Source organism: Martinezella tropici, from assembly GCF_008370325.1.
GTDB classification, from domain to species: Bacteria; Pseudomonadota; Alphaproteobacteria; order Rhizobiales; family Rhizobiaceae; genus Rhizobium; species Rhizobium tropici_B.
Genome location: NZ_VNIP01000006.1, coordinates 463541 through 485426, shown reverse-complemented (window position 1 = coordinate 485426; position 21886 = coordinate 463541). Strand labels below are relative to the sequence as shown.

Genomic DNA, 21886 nt, shown 5'->3' with positions numbered 1-21886 from the left:
ATGATACCTCAGCGATAACCGGCTTCGCCGGCTTGGTGCAATTTCGGGCCGCGTTCGACGATTGGCTCCAATGCCTTTTCGACTGGCACGTTCGGCGCATCATGGATGCTGGCCTGGGTGCCGAGCGGGTTGTAGGCCCATTTCACGGAATTGATCAGAACCTTCTGAACGGTGCCATTGTGGTAGGTCGGATAGGTTTCGTGACCCGGGCGGAAATAGAAGATGTTGCCAGCGCCGCGGCGCCAGGTCATGCCCGAACGGAAGACTTCGCCACCCTGGAACCAGGAGATGAACACGGTTTCCAGCGGCTCCGGAACGGAGAACTGTTCGCCGTACATTTCCTCGTTCTCAAGTTCGAAATGCTCGCCGAGGCCGGCCGCGATCGGATGCCGCGGGTTGATGACCCAAAGACGTTCGCGCTCGCCGGCTTCGCGCCATTTCAACGCGCAAGGCGTGCCCATCAGACGCTTGAAGACCTTCGAGAAATGGCCGGAATGCAGGACGATCAGGCCCATGCCTTCCCAGACGCGCCTGGCGACGCGCTCGACGACCTCGTCCTTGACGGCGCCGTGGTCCTTGTGACCCCACCACAAAAGGACGTCGATGTCCTTCAGACGGGCTTCGCTGAGACCATGCTCCGGCTCCTGCAACGTTGCGGTGGTTGCCTCGATACCGGCATCGGCGTTCAACGCCTTGGCGATGGTATTGTGCATGCCCTCCGGATAGATCTCGGCAACGACCTTGTTTGTCTGCTCATGAATGTTCTCGCCCCAAACGACGGCACGAATAGTCATTTCGGCACTCCTCTTATACCATTGAAATTGAATGGATTATGCGATCCAAAGCGCTTTGGGAAAACGCTATACTTCAAGCCTCCATCAGCCCACTCGGGGCAAGAGATAAAGCCTCCCCATGAATTTGACAAAGACAAAACCGACCATAGACAACACCTGTGTTTTCAGTGCGACACGGATTTTGAAAAGAGATTGACAACGAGCACGCCGGCAATGATCAGACCCAGGCCGATGACGGCGGCAAGGTCGAGTTTCTGGCGGAAAAGCACGACCCCCACCATGGAAATCAGCACGATACCGAGCGCGCTCCATATGGCATAGGCGATGCCCACCGGGATGGCCCGCAACGTCACCGAAAGACAATAGAAGGCCGCCGTATAGCAGACCACCAGAACCACTGTCGGACCGAGGCGGGTGAACTGCTGCGACATCTGCAATGCCGTCGTGCCGATCACCTCCAGCACGATCGCGACCAGCAGCATTGCATAGACCGATGCGTTCGCCATTCCATTGTCTCCGATAAGGTTAGAGCTGCGTCAGCTCGATCAGCCGGTCGATCAGCTTTTGACGGGCGCTTTCGTCCATCTCATGGCTGCCGAGCAGATCGGCAAGCCAGATCCCATCAGCCGCCAGCCTGACGATTGCCGCGTCCACCGAGGAGTCCGTACCGACATATTCCTCGCTGCGCTCGCGCACCCATGCGTGCCACCGCTGCCGCAATTGCGGTTCGGTCAGCAGCACCATCGTCACCTGCGCCCAGTCCTTCGTACCTTCGGGCTGATCGCGCAGCGCCAGGCAGGCATGCAGGTAGCCGCGGGTAAAGCGGCCATGCGGCAGCGGATCGGCGCGCATCGCTTCCTCGATTGCCGCATCCAGCCGTTCCAGCAGGCTTTCGAACAACGCTTCCAGAAGCATGTTCTTGCTGGGAAAATGATGCAGCAAACCGCCCTTGCTGACGCCGGACGCGCCGGAAACGGCATCCAGCGTCACCGCCGTCATCCCTTTTTCGGAAGCAAGCCGCGCCGCCACCTCAAGCAATTGCTGGCGGACGAACAAAGGCTGCTTCTTCCTATGATGCGCAGTGGACATGGCGACATAACATACCAATTGGACGGTTTCGTCAACGACAGACTTGATTGCCTCTAAACCTTATCGAATGTGGCTGATCTTCCTGTTGCTCCCTCCTTAGTTTACCGAATGATAGGCTGCATCCTTCTCGTCGAAGATGCTCACCTTTGCCGCATCGACGGTGAAGGCGATCGGCGAGCCGGTCGCAATCGTCGTCATGCCGGGATCGGTGCCGATGATCTTCGAGCCGTCCTTGAGCCTGACATGAACGAGAGAACGGTCGCCCAGACGCTCCACGGTCTCGACCTGGCCGTCGATGTCGCCCTTTTCCGCCGCCGTGACGACCAGATGCTCCGGGCGAATGCCGAGCGTCAGCCCGGAATTCGAGAGGCCATTGAGCGCTATCGCCGTCTTGATGACCGATCCGTCCGGCAGCGTTGCCGTCGCCAGCCCACTCGCCTCGCCGACACCGGCTATGTTGATGAAGTTCATGCCCGGCGACCCGACGAACTGAGCGACATAGCGTGTTGCGGGGCGCGTATAGATCTCGACGGGTGTGGCGACCTGCTCGATCTTCCTGTTGTTGAGCAGGACGATACGGTCCGCGAGCGTCATCGCCTCCACCTGGTCATGGGTGACGAACACCATGGTCGCGCCCAGCCGCTCATGCAGCTGAGCCAGCTCGACGCGCGTGCGCGTGCGCAGGCCGGCATCGAGGTTGGAGAGCGGCTCGTCGAAGAGGAAGACATCGGGCTCGCGCACGATGGCACGGCCGATCGCGACACGCTGGCGCTGGCCGCCGGAGAGAGCCGAAGGCTTGCGATCCAGAAGATGCGGCATTTCAAGGATCTTCGCAGCCTCTTCGATGCGCCTGTTGATCTCGGCCTTCGGCGTCTTGATGTTGCGCAGGCCGAAAGACATGTTGTCGCGAACGGTCATGTGCGGATAGAGCGCATAGGATTGGAAGACCATCGACACGCCACGCTCGCCGGGCGGCAATTGGTCGACGCGCTTCCCGCCGATCCAGATCTCGCCGCTCGTGATCGACTCCAACCCCGCGATCATGCGCAGTAATGTCGACTTGCCGCAGCCTGAGCCGCCGAGAAAGACGACGAATTCGCCGCGCTCGATCGTCAGATCGATGTCATTGAGAACCTGCACGGCACCGAAATGCTTGGTGAGGGACTTGATGTTGATTCCTGCCACTTTACGCCTCCTGCGGAAAATCGAATTGATCGGACTTGCCATTCATCGCGCCCCTCCCGACTGAAGTCGGACCGGGGCTTCCGCATTGGTTATTTGACGGCACCGACCGCGACACCGCGCGTCAGGGTCCGCTGGAAAATCAGAAAGAAGATCACCGTCGGCAGGATACCGAGCAACGACGCTGCCGCAATCGCGGTCGGCTCCTGCGTATTGGCCCCCGACAGCACGCCCATGGCGACGGAAACCGTCTGGTTGTTGTTGGAGACCAGGAATACCAACGGGATCAGGAACTCGTTCCAGGTCCAGATGAAGAAGAACGTCGCAAGCACCGCAAGCGTCGGCCTAAGCACCGGCACGATCACCATCCAAAGGATCTGCCAGCGGCTTGCATTGTCGATCTGCGCCGCTTCGATGATCTCGCGCGGGAAGGTCGCCATGACGGACGACAGCAGATAAGTGCCGAATGCGGTGTGCAGGACGCCGATGATCAGGATCACCGAGAGCATCGAGTCGAACAGGCCAACCTGCTTGGACATATAGTAGAGCGGATAGACGAGCGCCTCCTGCGGCGCCATGATCGAAATCAACAGGATGACGAGCATCACCTGTCCGCCGCGCACGCGACCGATGCCGATGGCATAGGCGTTAAGCAAGCTGAGTACGACGGCCAGAATGGCCGTACATCCGCTGATGAGAATGCTGTTGAAGAGCTTGCGCGGGAAATCGACAGTCGCCCAGAAGTTCTTGAGCGCCGTCAGATCAAAGCTCTGCGGAAAGGCGAGCGGACCGTTCGCGGCATAATCGGACGGCGTCTTGATGGCATTGAAGGCTGCCAGGAAGAACGGGAAGAGCGTGCCTGCAAGGAAAACAAGCAGGATGGCCAGAACGATCCAACGGCCGAAACCTTTCTTCTGACGATGCTCGGTTGACGCGACGTGGGCCGATATCGAGGATGTAACGGTCATATCAGTGCCCTCCCTCGGCCTGCTTCGATTGCATGCGCAGGAACACGACCCCGAGTATGATGGTCACGACCGTCTGCAATGTCGCGATCGACGCGGCGTAGCCGACGCGGTTCGTCGTGAAGAAGTGATAGTAGGACAGATAGGACGGAACCGTCGTTGCATTGTCCGGCCCGCCTGAGGTCAGCACGTAGATCGGCGCGAAGACCTTGAGCGCCGCAATCAATGTCGTGAGCGCAACCACGAAGATTTCAGGCGTGAGCATCGGGATAGTAATGGAACGGAAGCGCCCGAACCAGCTTGCATTGTCGAGCTCGGCAGCCTCGTAGAGCGAGGGGTCCACGCGCGCTAACCCGGACATGAAGACGACGAGGCAGTAGCCGACCTGCACCCAGACGATGACGGCTGAAACCGCCCAAAGCGCATAGCTCGCGTCCCCTAGCCAGTTCTTGGCGAGGAAATCGAGCCCGAGCGTTTTCAGCACGGCGTTGATGATGCCGATCGGATTGAGGATCCACGCCCAGAGAACGCCGGCAGCGGTCAGCGGCAGGATCTGCGGCAGATAGAACCCCGCGCGAAAGAAACTCGACCATCTCTCGCTGAAATGCGCGCTGATATAATCGAAAAGCACCGCCGCAAGCACCAAGCCGAGCAGAATGGGCACGATGGTCATCGAAATGATGAACAGCAACGTATGCTGGATCGAACTCCAAAAAAGGGTGTCCTGAAGCAATCTTTGATAGTTTTCCAGGCCGACATAGCGCGGCGGAATGACGCCGCCCTTCCATGTCGTGAAGCTGATTGCGAGATTGGCAATCAGGGGAACGAGCACGATGAGAACAAAGCCCAGCACGCCGGGGATCATATAGAGATAATACCCCGCCTTGCCGGCGTTCTTCGACTTATCCATCGAAATCCTCCAGTCCGATACGGCGAGGCGACATTGGAGCCGTCTCGCCGTTGTGATTGTCGCCGATGGTGTTACTGCGCTGCCTGCACGTCGTCGTAGGCCTTCTTCAGGCGTGCGGCGAACTGGTCAGGCGTGGTCGAACCGTTGACAAGGCCGGTGGTGGCCTGGATCAGCAGTTCGTAGTAGCCGGGCACCGGCCAGTCCGGGTAGAAGCCGAGACCGCCCTTGCTGGAGATCTGGTTGAAGAGCTCCACATTGCGCTTGCCGACTTCGTCGGTAACCGTGGCCGGATCGGCGGCAATGGCAACGCCACCGAGATTAGCCTGCAGGTTCTGGTTTTCCTTGCTCAGGACAAGATCGATGAACTCGTAGGAGAGATCCTTGTTCTTGGCGCTCTTCGGCACCATGAACAGGTTGCCGGTCGAACCCACGCTGTACTTCGGGGTCGGGAAGATGAACTGGCTCCACTTGAAGTTCTTGATCGAGCTCGCGAAGTTGCCGTTGTTCCAGGTGCCGCTGACGAACATCGGAGCTGTGCCCGACGAGAAGAGATTGTCAGCGCCGCCCGTGCCCTTGAGGCCGGTCGAATCCTTGGAGATATAGCCCTTGCCCACCCAGTCGGCGATCTTCTGAGCAGCAAACAGGAAGGGTTTGGTATCAAGCGGTGCCTTGAGGCCCTGATAATTCTTGACCCAGGTGTCGTCAGCCTGCGTCAGTGCAAGCGTATAGACCAGATGCTGTGCGTTGGAATCCACCGTGCCGTAGGCAAGCGGCGTAATGCCCTTCTTCTTGAAAGTGTCCAGCGCAGCTTCGAACTCGTCCAGCGTGGTCGGCACTTTCACGCCGTTGGCCTGGAACATGTCGATATTGTAGAAAACCGAGACGAATTCGCCATAGACGGGAATACCGATAATCGGGCCAGAACCGTAGATGCCGTTGCCATCGTATTTGCTGAGCTGGCTATTGGTTTCGTTGAGGATCTTGTCCCAGCCGCGCGATTTGAATTGATCGTCGAGCGGCGTCAGCAAGCCCTGCGAGGCGACGAGGCCTGCAGTGGCATTGCCCTTGTTGTATTCGAGCACATCCGGCGCCTGATCCGAATTGAGGATGAGGCTGCCAGCCTTCTGCAATTGCTCGAATGTCTTCTGTTCGAAATTGATCGTGACGTCGGGATGCTTGGCTTTCAGCTCTTCGAGCGCCTTGGTCCATGCCTTGGCCTGCGAAGTATCCGGCAGTTCGAACCACCAGACGTTAAATGTCTTGCTCTGGGCTTGCGCCACACCGGCAGCCAACAGAAGCGACATGCCGGCTGTGATCGCCAGCTTCGAAAAAATATTCATACATTCTCCTCCACCATGCGAACCGTGACGGTATCTGTCCGATGACATGGCCCGCGCTGCCATCGGCGTTTTCCTCTTACCTGCGCCAAGCGCCCGCCTGCCCCATCGGACAAGGTGCGGACGCTCGGGTTCCTCCGTTCGGGTATCCGTCATGCCCTAAGCGTCGATCACTCCGGGCATTTCATTAACGCACAACTTGCCTCCTAAATCGATGCAGTTTTGCAAATCCAAGCGTTACTCGACGAATTCGCCACCCCGGCTTCTCTTGAGATAGTTCAGGCCGTGAACCTGGCCAGTCATTTCCAGCGCGTCACGATAGACGGGATCATGCCAGCCTTCGATGTCGATGGAACCGGACCAGCCGGCAAGGCGCAGTTCGGAGATGATGTCGGTCCAGTTGCTGTCGCCGAAGCCCGGCGTGCGCATGAAGACGAACTTCTCCTTGCCGAAAATGCCGTGCTCCTTGATGACATCCCAGCGGATTGTCGCGTCCTTACCGTGGACGTGGAAAATCTTTTTCGCCCATTTGCGGATCTGCGGCAGCGGCTCGATCAGATAGACCATCTGATGGCACGGCTCCCACTCCAGGCCGATATTGTCGTCCGGGGTCTCGTTGAACATCAGCTCCCAGGCATCCGGGTTATGAGCGATGTTCCAGTCGCCAGTCGCCCAGTTGCCATCCATGGCGCAATTTTCAAAGGCGATCTTGATGCCCTTGTCGGCGGCGCGCTTGGCAAGCTCGCTCCAGACCTGCTTGTAGCGCGGCAGGCTGTCGGTGAGCGGCTGGTTGCGGATACGGCCAGTGAAGCCGGCAACGCAGGTCGCGCCGAAATGATGGGCGTTGTCGATGCAATCCTTCCAGCCCTGCAGCGTCTGCAGGTCCATCTCACCCTCCTCGAGCGGATTGCCGAACATGCCGATGGTCGAGATGGTGATGTCGCGGCCGCCGATGGCCTCGCGGCAGCGCTTGCCAAGATCCGCAAGGTTCTGGCCGTTGGTGGTCTGCCAGAAGAAGGGCTCGAAGCTTTCGAAGCCCAGATCGGCGATCTTGGCGATATTGTTGGCGGCATCCTCATTCGTCGCCCTGATCATCGTGCCGATGCGGATGGCCTTTGCCGGATTTGTCATGATGTCATTGTCCTTGTGATGAAATATCGACGCGACGGCCCGTCTTGGCACTCTCGATCGCGCCTAAAACCATGGCGAGGCTGCGAATGTTGTCACCGCTTGCGGTTTCCGGCGGCTTGCCGGTTTTGATCGCTTCGATGAAGGAGGCGATAACGCTGGCGTGTCCGTGCGTCTCTTCCTCATGCTTCGGTCCGGGAACTTCGATCGGAGTGAAGCCGTGCAGCAGGCCGGGCTCGTTGCCGGCGACGGCAGCCTCAAAATTCTCTTCGCCGTCCCAGGTCAGCATGCCCTTGCTGCCAGTCAGCCGCCACTCGCTTTCCCAACTCGTGCGCCGGCCCTCGGCACACCATGAGCCGCGATAGCTGAAGACGACGTCGTCGGAAAAATCGAACAGCGCATGCGCCGATGCGCCATGCTTGTACCAGGATCCCACAGGGTTCTTTTCGACGCAGTAGACCGAGAGCGGTACCTTTCCGGACACGAAGCGGGCGGCATCGAAGGTGTGGATCGCCATGTCGAGCAGCAGGACATTGTCCATCTCCTCACGGAAGCCGCCGAAATGCGGACCGAGGAAGAAATCGCAATGAACGCCCGTAAGCTCGCCGATCGCCCCCTCCTCGACCAAGCGTCGCATGCGACGGATCCCGGAGATGAAGCGACGGTTCTGGATGATGGCATGAACTTTGCCGGCCTCGGCGGCAAGATCGATCAGCGCAGCGCCTTCGGCGAGCGACGTCGCCATCGGCTTTTCGCTCAAAACATGGCAGCCGGCCTTTAGCGCCGTCGACACCACGCCGAAACGAGCAGCCGGGATGACGATGTCGAAGACCAGGTCCGCCTTGGTTGCCGCGATGACCTCGGCGAGGTCGGAACCAATGACGGCATTTTCGAGAGAGAATTCTTTGGCAAGGCTTTCAGCGGTCGCTCGATTGAGATCGACCAGACCGACGACCTGAATGAATTCGGCGAGTGCCGGCGTCGAGGCGATGGCCCTGAGCCAGCCCTTGGACATAGCTCCGCACCCGCACAAAATGGCATTAAATTTCACGATATCCTCCAGCGGGCGGTGCGTAAACCCCTCATGACACGCGCTCCGTAAACGTTTACGATACTATGCGAAAAGATTTTCCTGTGTCAATAGAGGAGGACAACGGAAAATGGCGCATGGAGGAAAACCGCGGCCGATGAAGGGAATTCGTCAGCTTGCCGAGCATCTCGATATCTCGATCGGCACAGTATCACGGGCGTTGAACGGCAAGCCTGATGTCAACGAGGAAACCCGCAAGCGCGTTCTCGCCGCCGCCGAGCAGCTGGGTTACGTGGCCAATCAATCAGGACGCAGCCTGCGGCAAGGCACGACAAATGTCATCGGCCTGATGATCCAATCCAGCCGGGAAACGGTTGAAAACAGCGACAATTTCTTTCTGACCGTGACCGGGGGACTGCAGAGCGTATTCTCGCGCCACAAGCTGGACCTGATCATGCTGCCCTGCCCGCATGACGAAGATCCGTATGAATATCTGAAGCGAATGGTGGCAAGGCGCATCGTCGATGCGCTGATCATTTCGGAGACTCAGCGCGTCGACAAGCGCTTCGACCTGCTCGCCAAGGCGAAGATCCCGTTTGCAGCACTCGGCCGCAGCCTTTCGGGCGCACAGCATCCATGGGCCGACCTCGATTTCGACGGCGTCGTCAATTGTGCCGTCGACCGGCTCGTGGCGCATGGACATCGCCGCATCGCGGTCAGCGCGCCGTCAAGCGACATCAATCTCGGTTTCATCTTCGTCGACGGCTATCGCCGGGCGCTGGAGCGGCATGGCATCGCCTATGATCCGGCGCTCGTCATTCGCGCCAAATCGAGCGAACAAGGCGGCTATCAGGTTGCCGACGAACTGCTGAGCCTCGAAAACGGGCCGACGGCCGTGATCCTGATCTACGAATTGATGGCGATCGGTTTCTATCGGCGCATGATGGAAGCCGGCATCATCCCTGGGCGCGACATTGCGGTCGTCAGCTTCCGTGAGGCGCCCCGCGCCAAATTCCTGCAGCCGGCGCTGACCTGCTTTCGCACGTCTGTGCACGATCTTGGCGTCGAGCTGGCGGAAATCCTGCTTTCCAGTATGCCGGCCTATAGTCAGGAATATCCCAGGAAGACACGCCAGACGGTGTGGCCGCTCGAGCTCATCCCTGGGGAAAGCGACGCTTTCCAGCTGAAGACCGCAAAATAGGCAGCGCCGAAACGCCGCACCGGCCATCCGACGGTTGCGGCATCGCCCGTCAATTGCCATGTAGGACATCGCAAACAGGGGCCTGGGCTTGAGCGAAGAAACCATTACACTTTATGAAGCGATCGGCGGCGACCGAACCGTGCGGGCGCTGACATCGCGGTTTTACGAACTGATGGATACGCTGCCGGAGGCGGCCAATTGTCGTGCCGTGCATCCGCCGAGCCTCGAAGGATCGCAGGAGAAATTCTACGAATATCTGACCGGCTATCTCGGCGGGCCGCAGCTCTATATCGAGAAGCGCGGCCACCCGCGCCTGCGCAGCCGGCATTTCGTCGCCGCTATCGGCCCGAAGGAGCGCGACGAATGGCTGCTGTGCTTCCGCCGCGCAATGGATGAAACCGTCGAAAACGAAAAGCTGCGGGCCATCATCTGGGAGCCGGTCGAGCGTCTGGCTTTCCACATGCAGAACAGGGAATGAGGAAAACATGAGCATCGGCGCCACAATCCGTCCGGCCGCCCTGTTTGTCGCCGGCATTCTCGGCGGTGGCGGCGTCGCGCTTGCCGCAGCCGCGACCCATGGCGGCGACACACATTTTCTCGGCGCGGCTTCCACCATGAGCCTCGCTCATGCTCCCGCCCTTCTGGCGCTGTATGCCGGCTATGAACGGATCCGCACCGCGCCAGCCGCTGCTATCCTGCTTGGGTTGGGAACGCTGATCTTCGCCGGCGATCTCATCATCAGGCATTTCGGCGGCAGCTCGCTCTTTCCGATGGCCGCTCCGACAGGCGGAATGGGCATGATCGCCGGCTGGGCGGCAATAGCGCTCGGCGCCTTTTTCAAAACCGGTGCGACCAAGGCCTGAGAGAAAGCTATCTTGCGAGGTAAGTGACGCTGCCTCAAATTCCCGGAACGACAGCGAAGCCCTCGAATTGCGGCGGCCCCCAATAAAGCCGCTTGTTCTCGCCGGCACTGCGGTGCGCCATGCGAAAATGCTCGGATTTCGTCCAGTTGATGAAATCCTCTTCACTGTGCCAAATGGTGTGCGAGGAAAACAGCGTATAACCTTCTTCGACATCCGTCTTGCCGCGTAGAAGGCGGAACTCGAGAAAGCCGGGCACTTCGGATAGCCGGGAATCTCGCCCTCTCCAAACCTCTTCGAATTCGCCCTCCAAACCGATGACGACCTTGAAGCGGTTCATGGCGATATACATGGCAACCTCGTTCGACGATCAGATCTTCTTGCGACGCGCGACAGTCTTATCCACGTCAGGCGCAAAGGCAACGACATTCGCGCCGTTACGGCTCGTCTCGCCCAGCGGCTGATCGGGTGCCTCTCCCGGCCGGCGCACCTTCCAGACCGGGAAGGAGGCAATATTGGCAGCACGCTGCTGCTCTTCGGCGCGGCGCATCAGCAATTCATAGAGCTCGGGCACAAGCCCATCACCATTCTGTGCTGCCAGCTTGTGCAGGCCGATCAGCATAAACCCGTCAGGGCCAGGATCGATCATCGGGAGGCATCTCGTTCGTTCATTGTCTGCAGCGCCCGCTCGAGGCTGGACTTGCTGCCATTGCGCAAGGGGATGAACGCCTTGCCGAATTTCTTACAGCCCGTCTTCACGCGCAGGCAGGCGTCGTGGCTGATGCAATCGATCGGGCAGAAGACACAGTCGACCGATGGCAACACCGTATCGATCCGCGAGACCGCCTCGCGCAAGCCGCCATCATGATGGATCAGCTCGGCGCCGAAATTGCTGGCGATCTGGCGCAAATGCGCTACCTGGCAATCGCGCCCGCCCACATAGAGGAAGCTGCGCCCGTCGAGACCGGATTTTGCGGAAGCCTGTGCCGTCGTCTGCGCCTCACGGCTCTCGCGGCCAGAATCCCTCTTCCCCTTACGCGCCATACATCACCCGTTTGCTGGTTGCTCTTATGCGCTCGATTCCATCGAGCGCGATGTGACCATATTAAACTTGATTTTTGCAGTAAAGTATAAAGTTGAGAATTTTTATCATATTTTAGAGCAACACTGGTTCGAGGGTTAGCGTCCCCCGACCTGAACCGCTTGCGTGAACGGCCAGGTCGGCCTACCCCACTCCGAAGGCAGCGGCGGAAATGGCGCCGCATTCCGGATCTGCTCCATCACGGCCTGATCCAATCCGGAGTCTCCGGAGCTGCGTGTAAGGGAAAGAGATCGGAGCTCGCCACCAGAACCAATCGTCAAGTTTATAACGAGTGTCAGGCCCTTTTCATATTTCGAGGAGACCCGTTGAATATAACGCCGAATACGGGATTGCACTTTGCCTTTATAGTTTGCGACAGCGGCATCACCTGAACCCGTGCGGCGAGCATTCACTTGCGAATTTGCGTCGGACTGTGCCGTCTCGACGCCATCGGCGGACCCTCGCTTGGTATCCTCCCGGCTCTCCCCTCGTGACCCCGACTTTGCCTTGGCGACCTTTGCGACCGGCTTCTTGATTTCTTTCGGCTTCTCGATTGGCTTCGGCTTTTCTACAGGCGTTGCCACTGCCGCGGGCGGCTCCACTGGTTGGGCTTCGACGACCTCAGTCTCCATGGGCTGCACTGGTTCGGCGGGCTGGACCACCGTCGTCTCCGCCGGTACCTGCGTCGCCAATATCTGCGGCTGCTCGGGCACGACTGTCGTTGGTTGAGCCTGCTCGACAGGTTCGATACTTTGTACCTGCTGCGTCTCGACTTCCTGTGGCTGAACGACATCCGGCTGCGGAGGCTGGGTCTTTTCCGGCGTCACCTCGGTCGGCTGAACCGTTTGCGGCTGCACGGCCTCGGCCGTCACCTGTTCCGGTTCGGTCTGCGGCGTCTCCTCGCCGGCGGCCATCTGATCCGTATCGGAATTGCCGATCATGATGACGCTGACAGCGTCACCGGCTTCCTCCTGCGCCTCTTCCGGCGCCGCGACGAAGGTCACTAGCAACACGGCAACAATCACGGCATGGAACAGGCAGGACCCCATGCCGGAGAAAAGAAGCGAGGTCTTGCGTCCAGCAACAAGCGCGCGCGGCCTTTCGGGCAGCGCGTCCATCGGCAGGTGCTCTGCCGTCTCGACAGGTGCAGATTCACTTGGATGATCCGGAAAAGAACTGATCTCAGTAACGCGGCTGTAATGCGCAACCGATTCGGCAGCCGGCGGTCGCGGCACGCCGTCGAGGCCGGTCAGTTCGTGACCCGGCAGCACGCTCGGATAGTTGTCATTCATGCCGCCGCCGGTGCGGCGGCGCTCCATGGAAACCCTCGCCGAGCGCATCGCCATGGCTTCAACCCTCGAAGGGAACTGATGTCTGCGAGCGGGTCGTCAGCGCCGCCTTGCATTCGCCGGCAGCCGGACCATCACAGACCGGCGTATCATTGATGATGATGCGCGATACGGTCTCGCACTTCACACCCGGCATATCGAACTGCCGCACGCGCTTCTTGCCGAGCGGCAGGTCGCGAAAATCGAGAACGATGATGCGGTCGACCGCGTTCTTGTCGTTGAAGAAAGCGAGTTCGAAGGAAATCTTGCTGATCGCCGTCGCCATGTCGTTTTGGGCGACGAAGGTCATCATGCACCCCTTCTGAGAAGGCGCCAGCGCGTTGAGCTCGACGTCGAGCTTGTGAGCAGTTGCCGCTGCCGCATTCGCATCCTGGGCGAAGGCGGGAATAGAGGATGCCGCGGCAAACAGCCCCGAAATAGCGAGCGCCAGGATCGTTTTCGTCAGCATCGGCATGCTCCTGAATATGTTTTGACGCTTACCTTCCGGGCTAACGGCCCTGGCGTGTAGCGTCGAAATTTTTAAACTTGACTTTATAAGTCTCCTATTGCGTGTTTATGAAACCATGAGTATGAGAGTCAAGATAAATTTGGCCGCGCAACGGTTCGGCCCCCGATGAATTTTCAGGCAAAACTGAACAGGATGATTGCTGAGAAGACCCCAACGCCGTCGGTGCAACCCGCACTGCAGGTAAGAATTGTCGAGAGCACGGATATTTTCCGGGGCCAGACCGAAATCATGATCAAACACGAGGGCGTCATCTACCGCATGAAGATTACGCGCCAAGGCAAACTCATACTCAACAAATAGGCACGACAGATGACTGAGACGATCCGACCGACCCCCGCCGAAATCCGCGCCTTCCGCACCGAAAACCCGAAGATGCGCGAGCGCGACATCGCTGCCCGCCTCAATATTTCCGAAGCTGCTCTGGTTGCGGCGGAAGTCGGCATTTCGGCTATCCGTATCGATGCAAACGTCGATCGCTTCCTGGAGAGGATTGCCTCGCTTGGCGAGATCATGGCGCTATCGCGCAATGAAAGCGCCGTGCACGAGAAGATCGGCGTCTACGAAAACATGAAGTTCGGCGTGCAGGCAGCCATCGTGCTGGGCGAGAATATCGACTTGCGCATCTTCCCGAAGCGCTGGGTGCATGGCTTCGCCGTCACCAAGACCGATGGCGACGAGAAGAAGCTCAGCCTGCAGTTCTTCGACAAGGCCGGCGATGCCGTCCACAAGGTGCATCTGCGCCCCGCCTCGAATGTTGAAGCCTATCACATCATGGTCTCGGAACTGCGCATCGAAGACCAGACGCAGGAATTCATCGAAGATCGCTCGGGCTATGACAACGGCGCGACGGATGGCGACGTCAGCCGCGACGAATTGCGCGATCATTGGAGCCGCATGACGGACACGCACGAATTCTTCGGCATGCTGAAAAAACTGAAGATCGGCCGCCAGGAAGCGATCCGCACCGTTGGCGACGACTACGCATGGAAGCTGGATGCCGGTGCTATCGCCGAGATGATGCATGCTTCCGTGCGCGAGGGCCTGCCGATCATGTGCTTCGTCGCCAATGAAGGCACGGTGCAGATCCACTCCGGCCCGATCCACAATGTGCAGCCCATGGGTCCATGGATCAATGTGATGGACCCGACCTTCCATCTGCATCTGCGCATGGATCACATCGCCGAGGCATGGGCCGTGCGCAAGCCGACCAAGGATGGCCATGTCACCTCGCTCGAAGCCTATAATGCCAAGGGCGAGATGATCATCCAGTTCTTCGGCAAGCGGAAGGAAGGCTTCGATGAGCGCCCCGATTGGCGCGCCATCATCGAAAGCCTGACAAGATCAGGCACCAGCGTCGCCGCATGAGGAATGGTTCATGACGATGTTTAGGAACTTCAAGCGCATCAGGCCGTGGGAAGTCGCCCTGACCATGGTGGTGATGGCTTTGCCGCTCGTGCCGGCCAATCCGATCACCGGTTTCGGCAGCCTCGTGCGCCATGCGCATGCGGCCGAAATACTCAAGCCCGATACGTCGCGCCTCGTTTCCATCGGCGGCGATGTCACCGAGATCGTCTATGCGCTCGGCGAGGAAAAGCGGCTCATTGCCCGCGATTCCACCAGCCTCTATCCGAAGGAAGCGACCAAGCTTCCCGATGTCGGTTATATGCGCGCTTTGTCTCCGGAGGGCATCCTCGCCGTCAATCCGACCGCCATCATCGCCGTCGAGGGTTCCGGCCCGCCGGAAGCACTCGCCGTGCTTCGCAATGCCAGCCTGCCCTTCGAAACCGTGCCGCAGCACTATGACCGCGACGGCATTCTGAAGAAGATAGAAATCGTCGGCGCGCTGCTCGGCGTGCCGGAAAAGGCGAAGACACTGGAAGACAAGGTCGCAGCCGATCTCGATGCGGCAATCGCCGATTCCGCCAAGCGTCCGGAGGCCGAGCGCAAGCGCGTGCTCTTCGTGCTCAGCAACCAGAACGGCAAGATCATGGCATCGGGCAGCAACACGGCCGCCGATGGCATCATCAAGCTCACGGGCGCCGTCAACGCGATCAGCGGCTTTTCCGGCTACAAATCGGTGACGGATGAAGCGATCATCGAAGCCAAGCCCGACGTCATCCTCATCATGGATCGCGAAGGGCCTCTGTCGATGTCGGACGAGGACCTGCTCAAGCAGCCGGCGATTTCACTCACGCCGGCCGCCGGCCACAAGGCGATCGTGCGCATGGACGGCCTGCACCTGCTCGGCTTCGGACCGCGCACCGCGAGCGCCATTCGCGAGTTGAACGCCGCGATCTACGGAGGCTGACGTGGCATTCAACGATGCCATGGCGGGATTGAAGCAGATGTCGCAAACCACGGCACGCCGTCGCGCGGGGGATCGCACCGCACTTGCAATCATCGTCATCGCCGGTCTCGCTCTGGTTTCCGCCGCCGCATTTCTCTTCTCCATCATGACAGGCGCCTCGAATGCTTCGGTCGTCGACGTGATGACGGGCATGCTGGGCGGCGGCACGGAAAGCGCACTCAGCAATCGCGACCGTATCGTCATTTTCGACATCCGCTTGCCCCGCGCCATTCTCGGCTTCCTGATTGGCGGCGGATTGGCGGTATCGGGTGCGGTCATGCAGGGTCTCTTCCGCAACCCGCTGGCCGATCCGGGTCTGATCGGCGTGTCCGCCGGCGCCAGCCTCGGCGCCGTGTCCATGATCGTCCTCGGCGGCGGCGTACTTACTCCGGTCGCGCAGCTCTTCGGCATCTTCGCCCTGCCGCTTGCAGCTTTCATCGGTGGCCTGGTGACGACCATGCTGCTCTACAAGGTCGCAACCCGGCAGGGGCAAACATCCATCGCGACCATGCTGCTTGCGGGCATTGCCCTCGGGTCTCTCGCTCTCGCGGCAACGGGAATCCTCATCTATATGGCCGACGACCGGCAATTGCGCGACCTCACCTTCTGGAGCATGGGATCGCTGGCGGGCTCGACCTGGAGCAAGGTCAGTGGTGCCGGCCCCATCATCCTTCTTTCCCTTCTGCCGCTTCCCTTCATGGCACGCGGCTTGAATGCACTAACGCTCGGCGAGGCTGCCGCCTTCCACATGGGGATATCGGTGCAGCGGCTGAAGAACATCGCCGTGGTCAGCGTGGCGGCCGCGGTCGGCGCCTCAGTCGCCGTCAGCGGGGGCATCGGCTTCGTAGGTATCGTGGTGCCGCACATCTTGCGCATGATCATCGGACCCGACCACCGCTTCCTCCTGCCGGCGTCCGCGCTGCTCGGCGGCGCATTGCTGATCGTTGCCGATGTGGTGGCGCGCACCATCGTTTCGCCGGCGGAATTGCCGATCGGCATCCTGACGGCCGGTGTCGGCGGCCCTTTCTTTCTGTGGATGCTGCTGCGGCAGCGCTCGCGCCTCAGTCTGTGAGCCTGCGATGATCGATGTCTCCAATCTGAGTGTCCGGCTTTCCGGCAAGGCCGTCGTGCAGGACATATCCTTTACGGCCGAGGCCGGGACGCTCACGGCAATCTGCGGGCCGAACGGCTCCGGCAAGACCACCACGATGAAAGCGATCTCCGGCGAACTGGCCTATCGCGGCTCCGCGCAGATGAACGGCGCGGAAATCGGCAAGCTGGAAGCCTGGCAGCTTGCCGAAACGCGGGGGGTCCTGCCACAGGCAAGCTCCATCTCCTTCCCCTTCACCGTCCGTGAGATCGTTCGCATGGGGCTCACCAGCGGACGCAACCGTCAACCGGAACAGGCGGACCGCACGGCTGCCGAGGCCCTTGCCGCCGTCGACCTTGGCGGCTTCGAAGGACGCTTCTACCAGGAGCTTTCCGGTGGCGAACAACAGCGCGTGCAGCTTGCCCGCGTGCTCTGCCAGATCCCGGAACCCGTCATCGACGGCAAGCCCTGCTGGCTGCTTCTCGACGAGCCGGTCTCCAGCCTCGATATCAGTCACCAGCTCACCATCATGACGCTTGCCCGGCAGTTCTGCCGGCGGGGCGGTGGCGTTATCGCCGTGATGCATGACCTCAACCTGACTGCACTCTTCGCCGACCGGATGCTCCTGCTCAAGAACGGCCGGCTGCGGGCCGAGGGCGCCGTCAAAGACGTGTTGACGGACCGGCATCTCCAGGACGTCTTCGGCTGCAACCTTCGGGTCAACCGCATTCCCGCCGACGGCGCCCCCTTCGTTCTCGCCCACAGCGCGCTGATCGGCTGACCCTGCTTCCACCGCGCATTCTGGAACTTTTTGTTGCATCCGCGCGTTGAAACCACGTGATCGAAATCAGTGTTTCGAACGCTTGATCGTTTGGTCCGTCGGATGGCCTTCGATCATCGCGAATAGCAGGTGCCTCCAGGGCGCCCAAGCAAAGCGAAAGGGAGCTGAACATGGCTACATCCATTCTCCAGTCGGTGCGCGGCAAGCGCAATGGCAGCAGCCTGCAGGATGTCGAGGCAAGCATTGAGGAGCAGATCGAATCGCTGCGCGAGGAAGTTGCAGCATTCGCCAAGTTGATTAGTGAGAGCGGTAGCAAGCAGAGCAGGAAACTGCGCGCCAGCGCCGAGTCCGGTTTCGACGATCTGACGGTTCGCGGCGAAGAGCTGCTGCGGGAGCTGCAGCGCGGCTATGCAAGGGGCTCGCGCGAAATGCGCAGAACCGTGCGGCAGCATCCCGTCGCCACCATCGGCGCGGCGGCGGCTTTCGGCCTTGCCGTCGCCCTGCTTCTGTCTCGCCGCTAGGGTGGCGGGATGATCGCTCCGATCCTTGGCCTGCTTCTGTCGGGCACCTTCAACCGCACCGTTGCGCGGACTAAGCGCAACGGTATTTTCATCGCCATCGCGGCTCTTCTCCTGTTGACGGCCTATGCCTTCGCGTTGATCTCGGCCGCCATCTGGCTTGCGACGATCTACGGCGCGGCCGTCGCGGCGCTGCTGATCGCGGCGGGCGCGTTGCTGCTCGGGCTGATCGTCCTTGTCATCATGGCGATCATCAACCAGCAGGAACAGCGCCGCGCCCGCGAGCGCCGGCTGGCAATGGAGTCGATGGCGGCAGCGGTCGTCGGCCTTGTGCGCAAGCAGCCGCTGCTGACCGCGGCCGTTGCAGCGGCCCTCGTATTCGGCAACCTCTTCGCGACGAGCGACGACGACGATTGATCCCCTCAGCCTGCAAAGGCGTTTGAAGAGAAAGCGGGCTGCAATAGTTTCCTGCTCGCCAAGGCAGGCGCAATACTCGTATAAAATGATTCAATGGAAGAAACCCGGTCGAGAGACCGGGTTTTCCGTCAGAAGGCGAATGCCTTGGAGGTCAGCGGCGCGGACGTGGCATCCGGGCCGAAATCCGCCTCGCCGGAAATATCCAGCAATTCCTGCAGGCGCTGGCGGGCGCGGTTGACGCGGCTCTTGATGGTGCCGACGGCGCATCCGCAAATTTCGGCGGCTTCTTCATAGGAAAATCCGGAAGCGCCGACCAGGATGATAGCTTCGCGCTGATCCGGCGGCAGCTGATCCAAAGCCTTGCGAAAATCCTGCAGATCGACCGCCCCATATTGAGAGGGGTGGGTTGCCATGGATTCGGTAAACACGCCGTCGGTGTCCTGTACCTCCCGGCCGCTCTTGCGCATCTGGCTATAAAGCTCGTTTCGCAGGATGGTGAAGAGCCAGGCTTTCATATTCGTGCCCATCTCGAAATGATCCTGCTTGGCCCATGCCTTCATGATCGTGTCCTGGACAAGATCATCGGCGCGATCGTGACGGCCGGTCAGGGAAATGGCGAAGGCGCGCAGGCTCGGAAGGGCCGCGAGGAGTTCGCGCTTGAAGCTTGGTTGCGTTTCCATCAAGCCCACCCCTATTCGGAGACCTTTGCGGAAGCCAGGCGTTCGGCCTGATCAAGCTTCTCGAGCAAATCGAGAAAGCGATCCGGAATGGCTTCGTCCTGAACGGCGGCATAGAACGAACGCAGCCGGTTGCCGATTTGATTGTTGGGGTCGAGGATATCCACCGCGCGCAGGTTTGATGTCTTCTTGTCTGCGTCCTCGTGATTTTGGATAGTCATTATAGCCCGCTCGCTTCTCAATTGTCTCGCGTTCATGGATAAGCTCACCCTTGCCTCCCCGTCAGGAGACCTATTGACCTCATTCAAACGTGTTGCCTAACGAATCGTAAAGGATGAGGCCTGCCGATTGTAAGCATTGTAATGCGACTGCCTAAAAAAAGTTCCGTCAAAGAGGAACTTTTTTACTCAATTGACGTTTGTTAGTCATCGCAGCGTCCGCGCTGTATTTAATTAGAATTTGATAAAAGGCGGGAGCCATTGATGACACTTTCAACACGCATTGCGCCGCATCTTCCGTATTTGCGGCGTTATTCACGTGCTTTGACCGGAACGCAGACGTCGGGGGACGCCTATGTTGCTGCGGTTTTGGAAGCCATCATCGCTGACATCTCCATCTTTCCAGACACGGACAGCGACCGTGTTGCACTCTATAAACTGTTCACAAAGCTGTTCGGTTCCGTGACGCTTCAGATTCCCGAGCCGATGTCACCCTTTGCCTGGGAACAGCGTGCCTCTGTGAACCTTTCCAAGGTTTCTCCGCTTGCCCGCCAGGCGTTCCTGCTTGCCTCCGTCGAAAGTTTCCGCCTCGGCGAGATCGCCGATATCCTGGACGTCTCTGAAAGCGAAGCCATGCATCTTCTCGATACGGCCTCCCAGGAAATCTCGCGCCAGGTGGCGACGGATATCATGATCATCGAGGACGAGCCGCTGATCGCGATGGATATCGAGCAGATGGTGGAAAGCCTGGGACATCGCGTCACCGGCATTGCCCGCACGCATGCCGAAGCCGTCGCTCTCTATAATGCGACAAAGCCGAACATGGTGCTTGCCGACATCCAGCTTGCGGACGGCAGTTCGGGTATCGACGCCGTCAACGACATTCTCAAGACTGCCAGCATACCGGTGATCTTCATTACCGCCTTCCCGGAACGGCTGCTGACGGGCGAGCGGCCGGAGCCGACCTTCCTTGTAACCAAGCCGTTCAATCCCGACATGGTGAAGGCCCTGATCAGCCAGGCCCTTTTCTTCAACGAAACCACAAAGGTGGCTGCCTGATCGAAGTTCCCCCTCCGCAGCGGAACAAAGATAACGACCGGACGTTGGCGTTCAAACCGGCCGGTTTACCGACTGTTATGCAGCGCGATTTAATAGGTCGGTTCAAGTTCTTGGAAATGAGAATGCCCTATCGGCGGGCTTCTCAAAATGCGAGTGAAAGGCAAGCCGGTGAATACGTCTGAACCATTACCCGGGGCGCCTTTGAGTTTGGAAGGCAAAGCGGCTCTGATGGAGCGGGCGCTTGCGAGCGCCAACGTGTCGATCCTGTTTCAGGACGTGAATCTAGCGATCCGTTTCGCCAACAACCTGCCGGACCAGCTGCGGCCGTCCCTTGTCGTCGGAGGCAGCGACTCGCATCTGTTCGGCGAAAAGGATGGTGAACATCTCTTGCGCCTGAAACGAGGCGTGCTCGAAAGCGGCAAGTCCGCGACCGCCGAGGTTGAGATGGCAAGCGGCGACGGCGTTCGCATCTACGAATTGAAGATGGAGCGCATCGGCGGGCGAAAGCCGCAAGGCGTGCTGTCGGTCATTTCCGAAATCACCGAGAGCCGCCATCGCGAAAAAGTTCTGAAATCGCTGCTGCGCGAACTGTCGCATCGTTCCAAGAACCTGCTGGCGATCATACAGGGCATTGCCACGCAGACTGCGCGCCACACGCTTTCCGTCGACAATTTCCTCATCAAGTTCCGTGGTCGCCTGCAATCTCTCTCGAATTCGCAGGATCTCATCACGGATTCGAGCTGGCGCGGTGCATATCTGTTCGAACTCGCGGAAAAGCAGTTCGCTCCCTACTGGCCCGATGCCGGCGTGGCGCTGCCGATCTATGGCATCAATGCTCATCTGACCCCCAATGCCGCTGTCCACCTGGGACTGGCGCTGCATGAATTGATCGTCAATTCCGCCTCGCATGGCGCAATTTCAACGGGCGCCACCAGCATCACGCTGAATTGCAGGGAGGCCGAGCTTGACGGCAGGAAGGCAATCGAAGTGGCCTGGTTGGAGCGCTTCTATACGCCTTCCGATCATGAATTCGAAGATAACAGCTTCAGCCGTACGGTGCTCGAGCGCGTTGTACCGACCTCGATGAACGGCCGCGCCGATTTCGCCATCACGGACGGCAGCATCGGCTATCGCCTCACCATTCCCGAGACTGAATACGAGATCCTGAGGCGCCGCTGAGGCGCCGCGCGCCTTTCAAGACGTGCCAAGGACGCTGTAACGCCTTGAAAATTATGCAGGAGACAAAGGAAAACAGCCAGTGCGAGGGCGGCGCACTGGCTGCTTTGCACTCATCGGGAGGGGACCGTGAGTATAATCCTGAGATGTTATTGGGCGTGCATCAGGA

General features: G+C 59.6%; 28 protein-coding genes. 12 read left to right on the top strand and 16 right to left on the bottom strand.

Annotation, left to right across the window (positions count from 1 at the left end):
• Window positions 1–8: 8 nt before the first annotated feature.
• The 9 genes from FP026_RS10755 to FP026_RS10715 form a co-directional block, all read right to left on the bottom strand.
• Window positions 9–794 (bottom strand): ThuA domain-containing protein, encoded by a 786-nt coding sequence (locus tag FP026_RS10755; protein ID WP_149634602.1) that lies wholly within the window; start codon window positions 792–794, stop codon window positions 9–11.
• 164 nt (window positions 795–958) lie between these two features.
• On the bottom strand, window positions 959–1300 hold the full coding sequence (locus tag FP026_RS10750; RefSeq protein ID WP_149634601.1) for an SMR family transporter: 342 nt from the start codon (window positions 1298–1300) through the stop codon (window positions 959–961).
• A 19-nt stretch (window positions 1301–1319) separates the two neighbouring features.
• Entirely contained in the window at window positions 1320–1883 is a 564-nt protein-coding gene (locus FP026_RS10745; RefSeq protein WP_149634600.1) for a TetR/AcrR family transcriptional regulator, read from the bottom strand.
• A gap of 96 nt (window positions 1884–1979) precedes the next feature.
• Window positions 1980–3068, bottom strand: a complete 1089-nt coding sequence (locus FP026_RS10740) for an ABC transporter ATP-binding protein (RefSeq protein WP_149634599.1) — start codon at window positions 3066–3068, stop codon at window positions 1980–1982.
• 89 nt (window positions 3069–3157) lie between these two features.
• Complete coding sequence (locus FP026_RS10735; RefSeq protein ID WP_149634598.1) at window positions 3158–4033, bottom strand: carbohydrate ABC transporter permease; 876 nt, start codon at window positions 4031–4033, stop codon at window positions 3158–3160.
• Between the two features lies 1 nt (window position 4034).
• Window positions 4035–4940, bottom strand: coding sequence for a carbohydrate ABC transporter permease (locus FP026_RS10730; RefSeq protein WP_149634597.1), 906 nt, complete (start codon window positions 4938–4940; stop codon window positions 4035–4037).
• A gap of 71 nt (window positions 4941–5011) precedes the next feature.
• Complete coding sequence (locus FP026_RS10725) at window positions 5012–6280, bottom strand: ABC transporter substrate-binding protein (protein WP_149634596.1); 1269 nt, start codon at window positions 6278–6280, stop codon at window positions 5012–5014.
• A gap of 234 nt (window positions 6281–6514) precedes the next feature.
• Window positions 6515–7408 (bottom strand): sugar phosphate isomerase/epimerase family protein, encoded by an 894-nt coding sequence (locus FP026_RS10720; RefSeq protein ID WP_149634595.1) that lies wholly within the window; start codon window positions 7406–7408, stop codon window positions 6515–6517.
• Between the two features lie 4 nt (window positions 7409–7412).
• The gene (locus FP026_RS10715; protein ID WP_149634594.1) at window positions 7413–8456 is read right to left on the bottom strand and encodes a Gfo/Idh/MocA family protein; all 1044 of its coding nucleotides are present in this window, start codon (window positions 8454–8456) and stop codon (window positions 7413–7415) included.
• A gap of 136 nt (window positions 8457–8592) precedes the next feature.
• Between FP026_RS10715 and FP026_RS10710 the strand changes: the two genes are divergently transcribed.
• From FP026_RS10710 to FP026_RS10700, 3 genes are all read left to right on the top strand, one after another.
• Window positions 8593–9636 carry a substrate-binding domain-containing protein gene (locus FP026_RS10710; RefSeq protein ID WP_149634593.1) on the top strand — a complete coding sequence of 348 codons (1044 nt, stop codon included), beginning with the start codon at window positions 8593–8595 and terminating at the stop codon, window positions 9634–9636.
• Between the two features lie 88 nt (window positions 9637–9724).
• Entirely contained in the window at window positions 9725–10114 is a 390-nt protein-coding gene (locus FP026_RS10705; protein ID WP_149634592.1) for a group II truncated hemoglobin, read from the top strand.
• Between the two features lie 7 nt (window positions 10115–10121).
• Window positions 10122–10499: a DUF423 domain-containing protein gene (locus FP026_RS10700; RefSeq protein WP_149634591.1), complete on the top strand. Its 378-nt coding sequence runs from the start codon at window positions 10122–10124 to the stop codon at window positions 10497–10499.
• A 34-nt stretch (window positions 10500–10533) separates the two neighbouring features.
• Here the strand turns inward: FP026_RS10700 and FP026_RS10695 are convergent, their stop codons facing one another.
• The 5 genes from FP026_RS10695 to FP026_RS10675 form a co-directional block, all read right to left on the bottom strand.
• The gene (locus FP026_RS10695) at window positions 10534–10848 is read right to left on the bottom strand and encodes an antibiotic biosynthesis monooxygenase family protein (RefSeq protein ID WP_149634590.1); all 315 of its coding nucleotides are present in this window, start codon (window positions 10846–10848) and stop codon (window positions 10534–10536) included.
• An 18-nt stretch (window positions 10849–10866) separates the two neighbouring features.
• Window positions 10867–11145, bottom strand: a complete 279-nt coding sequence (locus FP026_RS10690; RefSeq protein ID WP_149634589.1) for a hypothetical protein — start codon at window positions 11143–11145, stop codon at window positions 10867–10869.
• Window positions 11142–11540 carry a DUF2325 domain-containing protein gene (locus FP026_RS10685; RefSeq protein ID WP_149634588.1) on the bottom strand — a complete coding sequence of 133 codons (399 nt, stop codon included), beginning with the start codon at window positions 11538–11540 and terminating at the stop codon, window positions 11142–11144. The genes FP026_RS10690 and FP026_RS10685 overlap by 4 nt, the downstream gene beginning before the upstream one ends.
• Window positions 11541–11675: 135 nt before the next feature.
• On the bottom strand, window positions 11676–12923 hold the full coding sequence (locus FP026_RS10680) for a cell envelope integrity protein TolA (protein WP_149634587.1): 1248 nt from the start codon (window positions 12921–12923) through the stop codon (window positions 11676–11678).
• A gap of 4 nt (window positions 12924–12927) precedes the next feature.
• The gene (locus FP026_RS10675) at window positions 12928–13374 is read right to left on the bottom strand and encodes a hypothetical protein (protein ID WP_149634586.1); all 447 of its coding nucleotides are present in this window, start codon (window positions 13372–13374) and stop codon (window positions 12928–12930) included.
• 192 nt (window positions 13375–13566) lie between these two features.
• Between FP026_RS10675 and hemP the strand changes: the two genes are divergently transcribed.
• The 7 genes from hemP to FP026_RS10640 all read left to right on the top strand — a co-directional run bounded on the left by hemP (window position 13567) and on the right by FP026_RS10640 (window position 18587).
• Window positions 13567–13734, top strand: a complete 168-nt coding sequence (hemP, locus tag FP026_RS10670; RefSeq protein ID WP_149634964.1) for a hemin uptake protein HemP — start codon at window positions 13567–13569, stop codon at window positions 13732–13734.
• Between the two features lie 9 nt (window positions 13735–13743).
• The gene (locus tag FP026_RS10665; protein ID WP_149634585.1) at window positions 13744–14799 is read left to right on the top strand and encodes a hemin-degrading factor; all 1056 of its coding nucleotides are present in this window, start codon (window positions 13744–13746) and stop codon (window positions 14797–14799) included.
• A 10-nt stretch (window positions 14800–14809) separates the two neighbouring features.
• Window positions 14810–15742, top strand: coding sequence for a heme/hemin ABC transporter substrate-binding protein (locus FP026_RS10660; RefSeq protein ID WP_149634584.1), 933 nt, complete (start codon window positions 14810–14812; stop codon window positions 15740–15742).
• 19 nt (window positions 15743–15761) lie between these two features.
• Entirely contained in the window at window positions 15762–16853 is a 1092-nt protein-coding gene (locus FP026_RS10655) for a FecCD family ABC transporter permease (RefSeq protein WP_432444114.1), read from the top strand.
• A 7-nt stretch (window positions 16854–16860) separates the two neighbouring features.
• On the top strand, window positions 16861–17652 hold the full coding sequence (locus tag FP026_RS10650) for a heme ABC transporter ATP-binding protein (RefSeq protein WP_149634582.1): 792 nt from the start codon (window positions 16861–16863) through the stop codon (window positions 17650–17652).
• 170 nt (window positions 17653–17822) lie between these two features.
• Window positions 17823–18173: a glycine zipper domain-containing protein gene (locus tag FP026_RS10645; RefSeq protein WP_149634581.1), complete on the top strand. Its 351-nt coding sequence runs from the start codon at window positions 17823–17825 to the stop codon at window positions 18171–18173.
• Between the two features lie 9 nt (window positions 18174–18182).
• Window positions 18183–18587: a hypothetical protein gene (locus FP026_RS10640; RefSeq protein ID WP_149634580.1), complete on the top strand. Its 405-nt coding sequence runs from the start codon at window positions 18183–18185 to the stop codon at window positions 18585–18587.
• Window positions 18588–18715: 128 nt separating this feature from the next.
• On the opposite strand, the gene FP026_RS10635 is transcribed toward FP026_RS10640, so the two are convergent.
• Together FP026_RS10635 and FP026_RS10630 are read right to left on the bottom strand one after the other, a co-directional pair.
• Complete coding sequence (locus FP026_RS10635) at window positions 18716–19267, bottom strand: RNA polymerase sigma factor (protein WP_149634579.1); 552 nt, start codon at window positions 19265–19267, stop codon at window positions 18716–18718.
• An 11-nt stretch (window positions 19268–19278) separates the two neighbouring features.
• Window positions 19279–19485 carry a NepR family anti-sigma factor gene (locus FP026_RS10630; protein ID WP_149634578.1) on the bottom strand — a complete coding sequence of 69 codons (207 nt, stop codon included), beginning with the start codon at window positions 19483–19485 and terminating at the stop codon, window positions 19279–19281.
• 261 nt (window positions 19486–19746) lie between these two features.
• On the opposite strand from FP026_RS10630, the gene FP026_RS10625 reads away from it, so the two are divergent.
• Both FP026_RS10625 and FP026_RS10620 read left to right on the top strand, forming a co-directional pair.
• On the top strand, window positions 19747–20541 hold the full coding sequence (locus FP026_RS10625; protein WP_112340415.1) for a response regulator: 795 nt from the start codon (window positions 19747–19749) through the stop codon (window positions 20539–20541).
• 147 nt (window positions 20542–20688) lie between these two features.
• Window positions 20689–21720 carry a sensor histidine kinase gene (locus tag FP026_RS10620; protein ID WP_149634577.1) on the top strand — a complete coding sequence of 344 codons (1032 nt, stop codon included), beginning with the start codon at window positions 20689–20691 and terminating at the stop codon, window positions 21718–21720.
• The last annotated feature ends 166 nt before the right edge of the window (window positions 21721–21886 follow it).

Coding starts and splice junctions, on each gene's coding strand:
- hemP (WP_149634964.1), top strand. CDS start 13,567: ATGATTGCTGAGAAGACCCCAACGCCGTCGGTGCAACCCGCACTGCAG.
- FP026_RS10630 (WP_149634578.1), bottom strand. CDS start 19,485: ATGACTATCCAAAATCACGAGGACGCAGACAAGAAGACATCAAACCTG.
- FP026_RS10730 (WP_149634597.1), bottom strand. CDS start 4,940: ATGGATAAGTCGAAGAACGCCGGCAAGGCGGGGTATTATCTCTATATG.
- FP026_RS10680 (WP_149634587.1), bottom strand. CDS start 12,923: ATGGCGATGCGCTCGGCGAGGGTTTCCATGGAGCGCCGCCGCACCGGC.
- FP026_RS10690 (WP_149634589.1), bottom strand. CDS start 11,145: ATGATCGATCCTGGCCCTGACGGGTTTATGCTGATCGGCCTGCACAAG.
- FP026_RS10625 (WP_112340415.1), top strand. CDS start 19,747: ATGACACTTTCAACACGCATTGCGCCGCATCTTCCGTATTTGCGGCGT.
- FP026_RS10635 (WP_149634579.1), bottom strand. CDS start 19,267: ATGGAAACGCAACCAAGCTTCAAGCGCGAACTCCTCGCGGCCCTTCCG.
- FP026_RS10685 (WP_149634588.1), bottom strand. CDS start 11,540: ATGGCGCGTAAGGGGAAGAGGGATTCTGGCCGCGAGAGCCGTGAGGCG.
- FP026_RS10755 (WP_149634602.1), bottom strand. CDS start 794: ATGACTATTCGTGCCGTCGTTTGGGGCGAGAACATTCATGAGCAGACA.
- FP026_RS10640 (WP_149634580.1), top strand. CDS start 18,183: ATGATCGCTCCGATCCTTGGCCTGCTTCTGTCGGGCACCTTCAACCGC.
- FP026_RS10750 (WP_149634601.1), bottom strand. CDS start 1,300: ATGGCGAACGCATCGGTCTATGCAATGCTGCTGGTCGCGATCGTGCTG.
- FP026_RS10735 (WP_149634598.1), bottom strand. CDS start 4,033: ATGACCGTTACATCCTCGATATCGGCCCACGTCGCGTCAACCGAGCAT.
- FP026_RS10695 (WP_149634590.1), bottom strand. CDS start 10,848: ATGTATATCGCCATGAACCGCTTCAAGGTCGTCATCGGTTTGGAGGGC.
- FP026_RS10675 (WP_149634586.1), bottom strand. CDS start 13,374: ATGCTGACGAAAACGATCCTGGCGCTCGCTATTTCGGGGCTGTTTGCC.
- FP026_RS10645 (WP_149634581.1), top strand. CDS start 17,823: ATGGCTACATCCATTCTCCAGTCGGTGCGCGGCAAGCGCAATGGCAGC.
- FP026_RS10620 (WP_149634577.1), top strand. CDS start 20,689: ATGCGAGTGAAAGGCAAGCCGGTGAATACGTCTGAACCATTACCCGGG.
- FP026_RS10700 (WP_149634591.1), top strand. CDS start 10,122: ATGAGCATCGGCGCCACAATCCGTCCGGCCGCCCTGTTTGTCGCCGGC.
- FP026_RS10660 (WP_149634584.1), top strand. CDS start 14,810: ATGACGATGTTTAGGAACTTCAAGCGCATCAGGCCGTGGGAAGTCGCC.
- FP026_RS10710 (WP_149634593.1), top strand. CDS start 8,593: ATGAAGGGAATTCGTCAGCTTGCCGAGCATCTCGATATCTCGATCGGC.
- FP026_RS10650 (WP_149634582.1), top strand. CDS start 16,861: ATGATCGATGTCTCCAATCTGAGTGTCCGGCTTTCCGGCAAGGCCGTC.
- FP026_RS10720 (WP_149634595.1), bottom strand. CDS start 7,408: ATGACAAATCCGGCAAAGGCCATCCGCATCGGCACGATGATCAGGGCG.
- FP026_RS10655 (WP_432444114.1), top strand. CDS start 15,762: ATGGCGGGATTGAAGCAGATGTCGCAAACCACGGCACGCCGTCGCGCG.
- FP026_RS10725 (WP_149634596.1), bottom strand. CDS start 6,280: ATGAATATTTTTTCGAAGCTGGCGATCACAGCCGGCATGTCGCTTCTG.
- FP026_RS10665 (WP_149634585.1), top strand. CDS start 13,744: ATGACTGAGACGATCCGACCGACCCCCGCCGAAATCCGCGCCTTCCGC.
- FP026_RS10745 (WP_149634600.1), bottom strand. CDS start 1,883: ATGTCCACTGCGCATCATAGGAAGAAGCAGCCTTTGTTCGTCCGCCAG.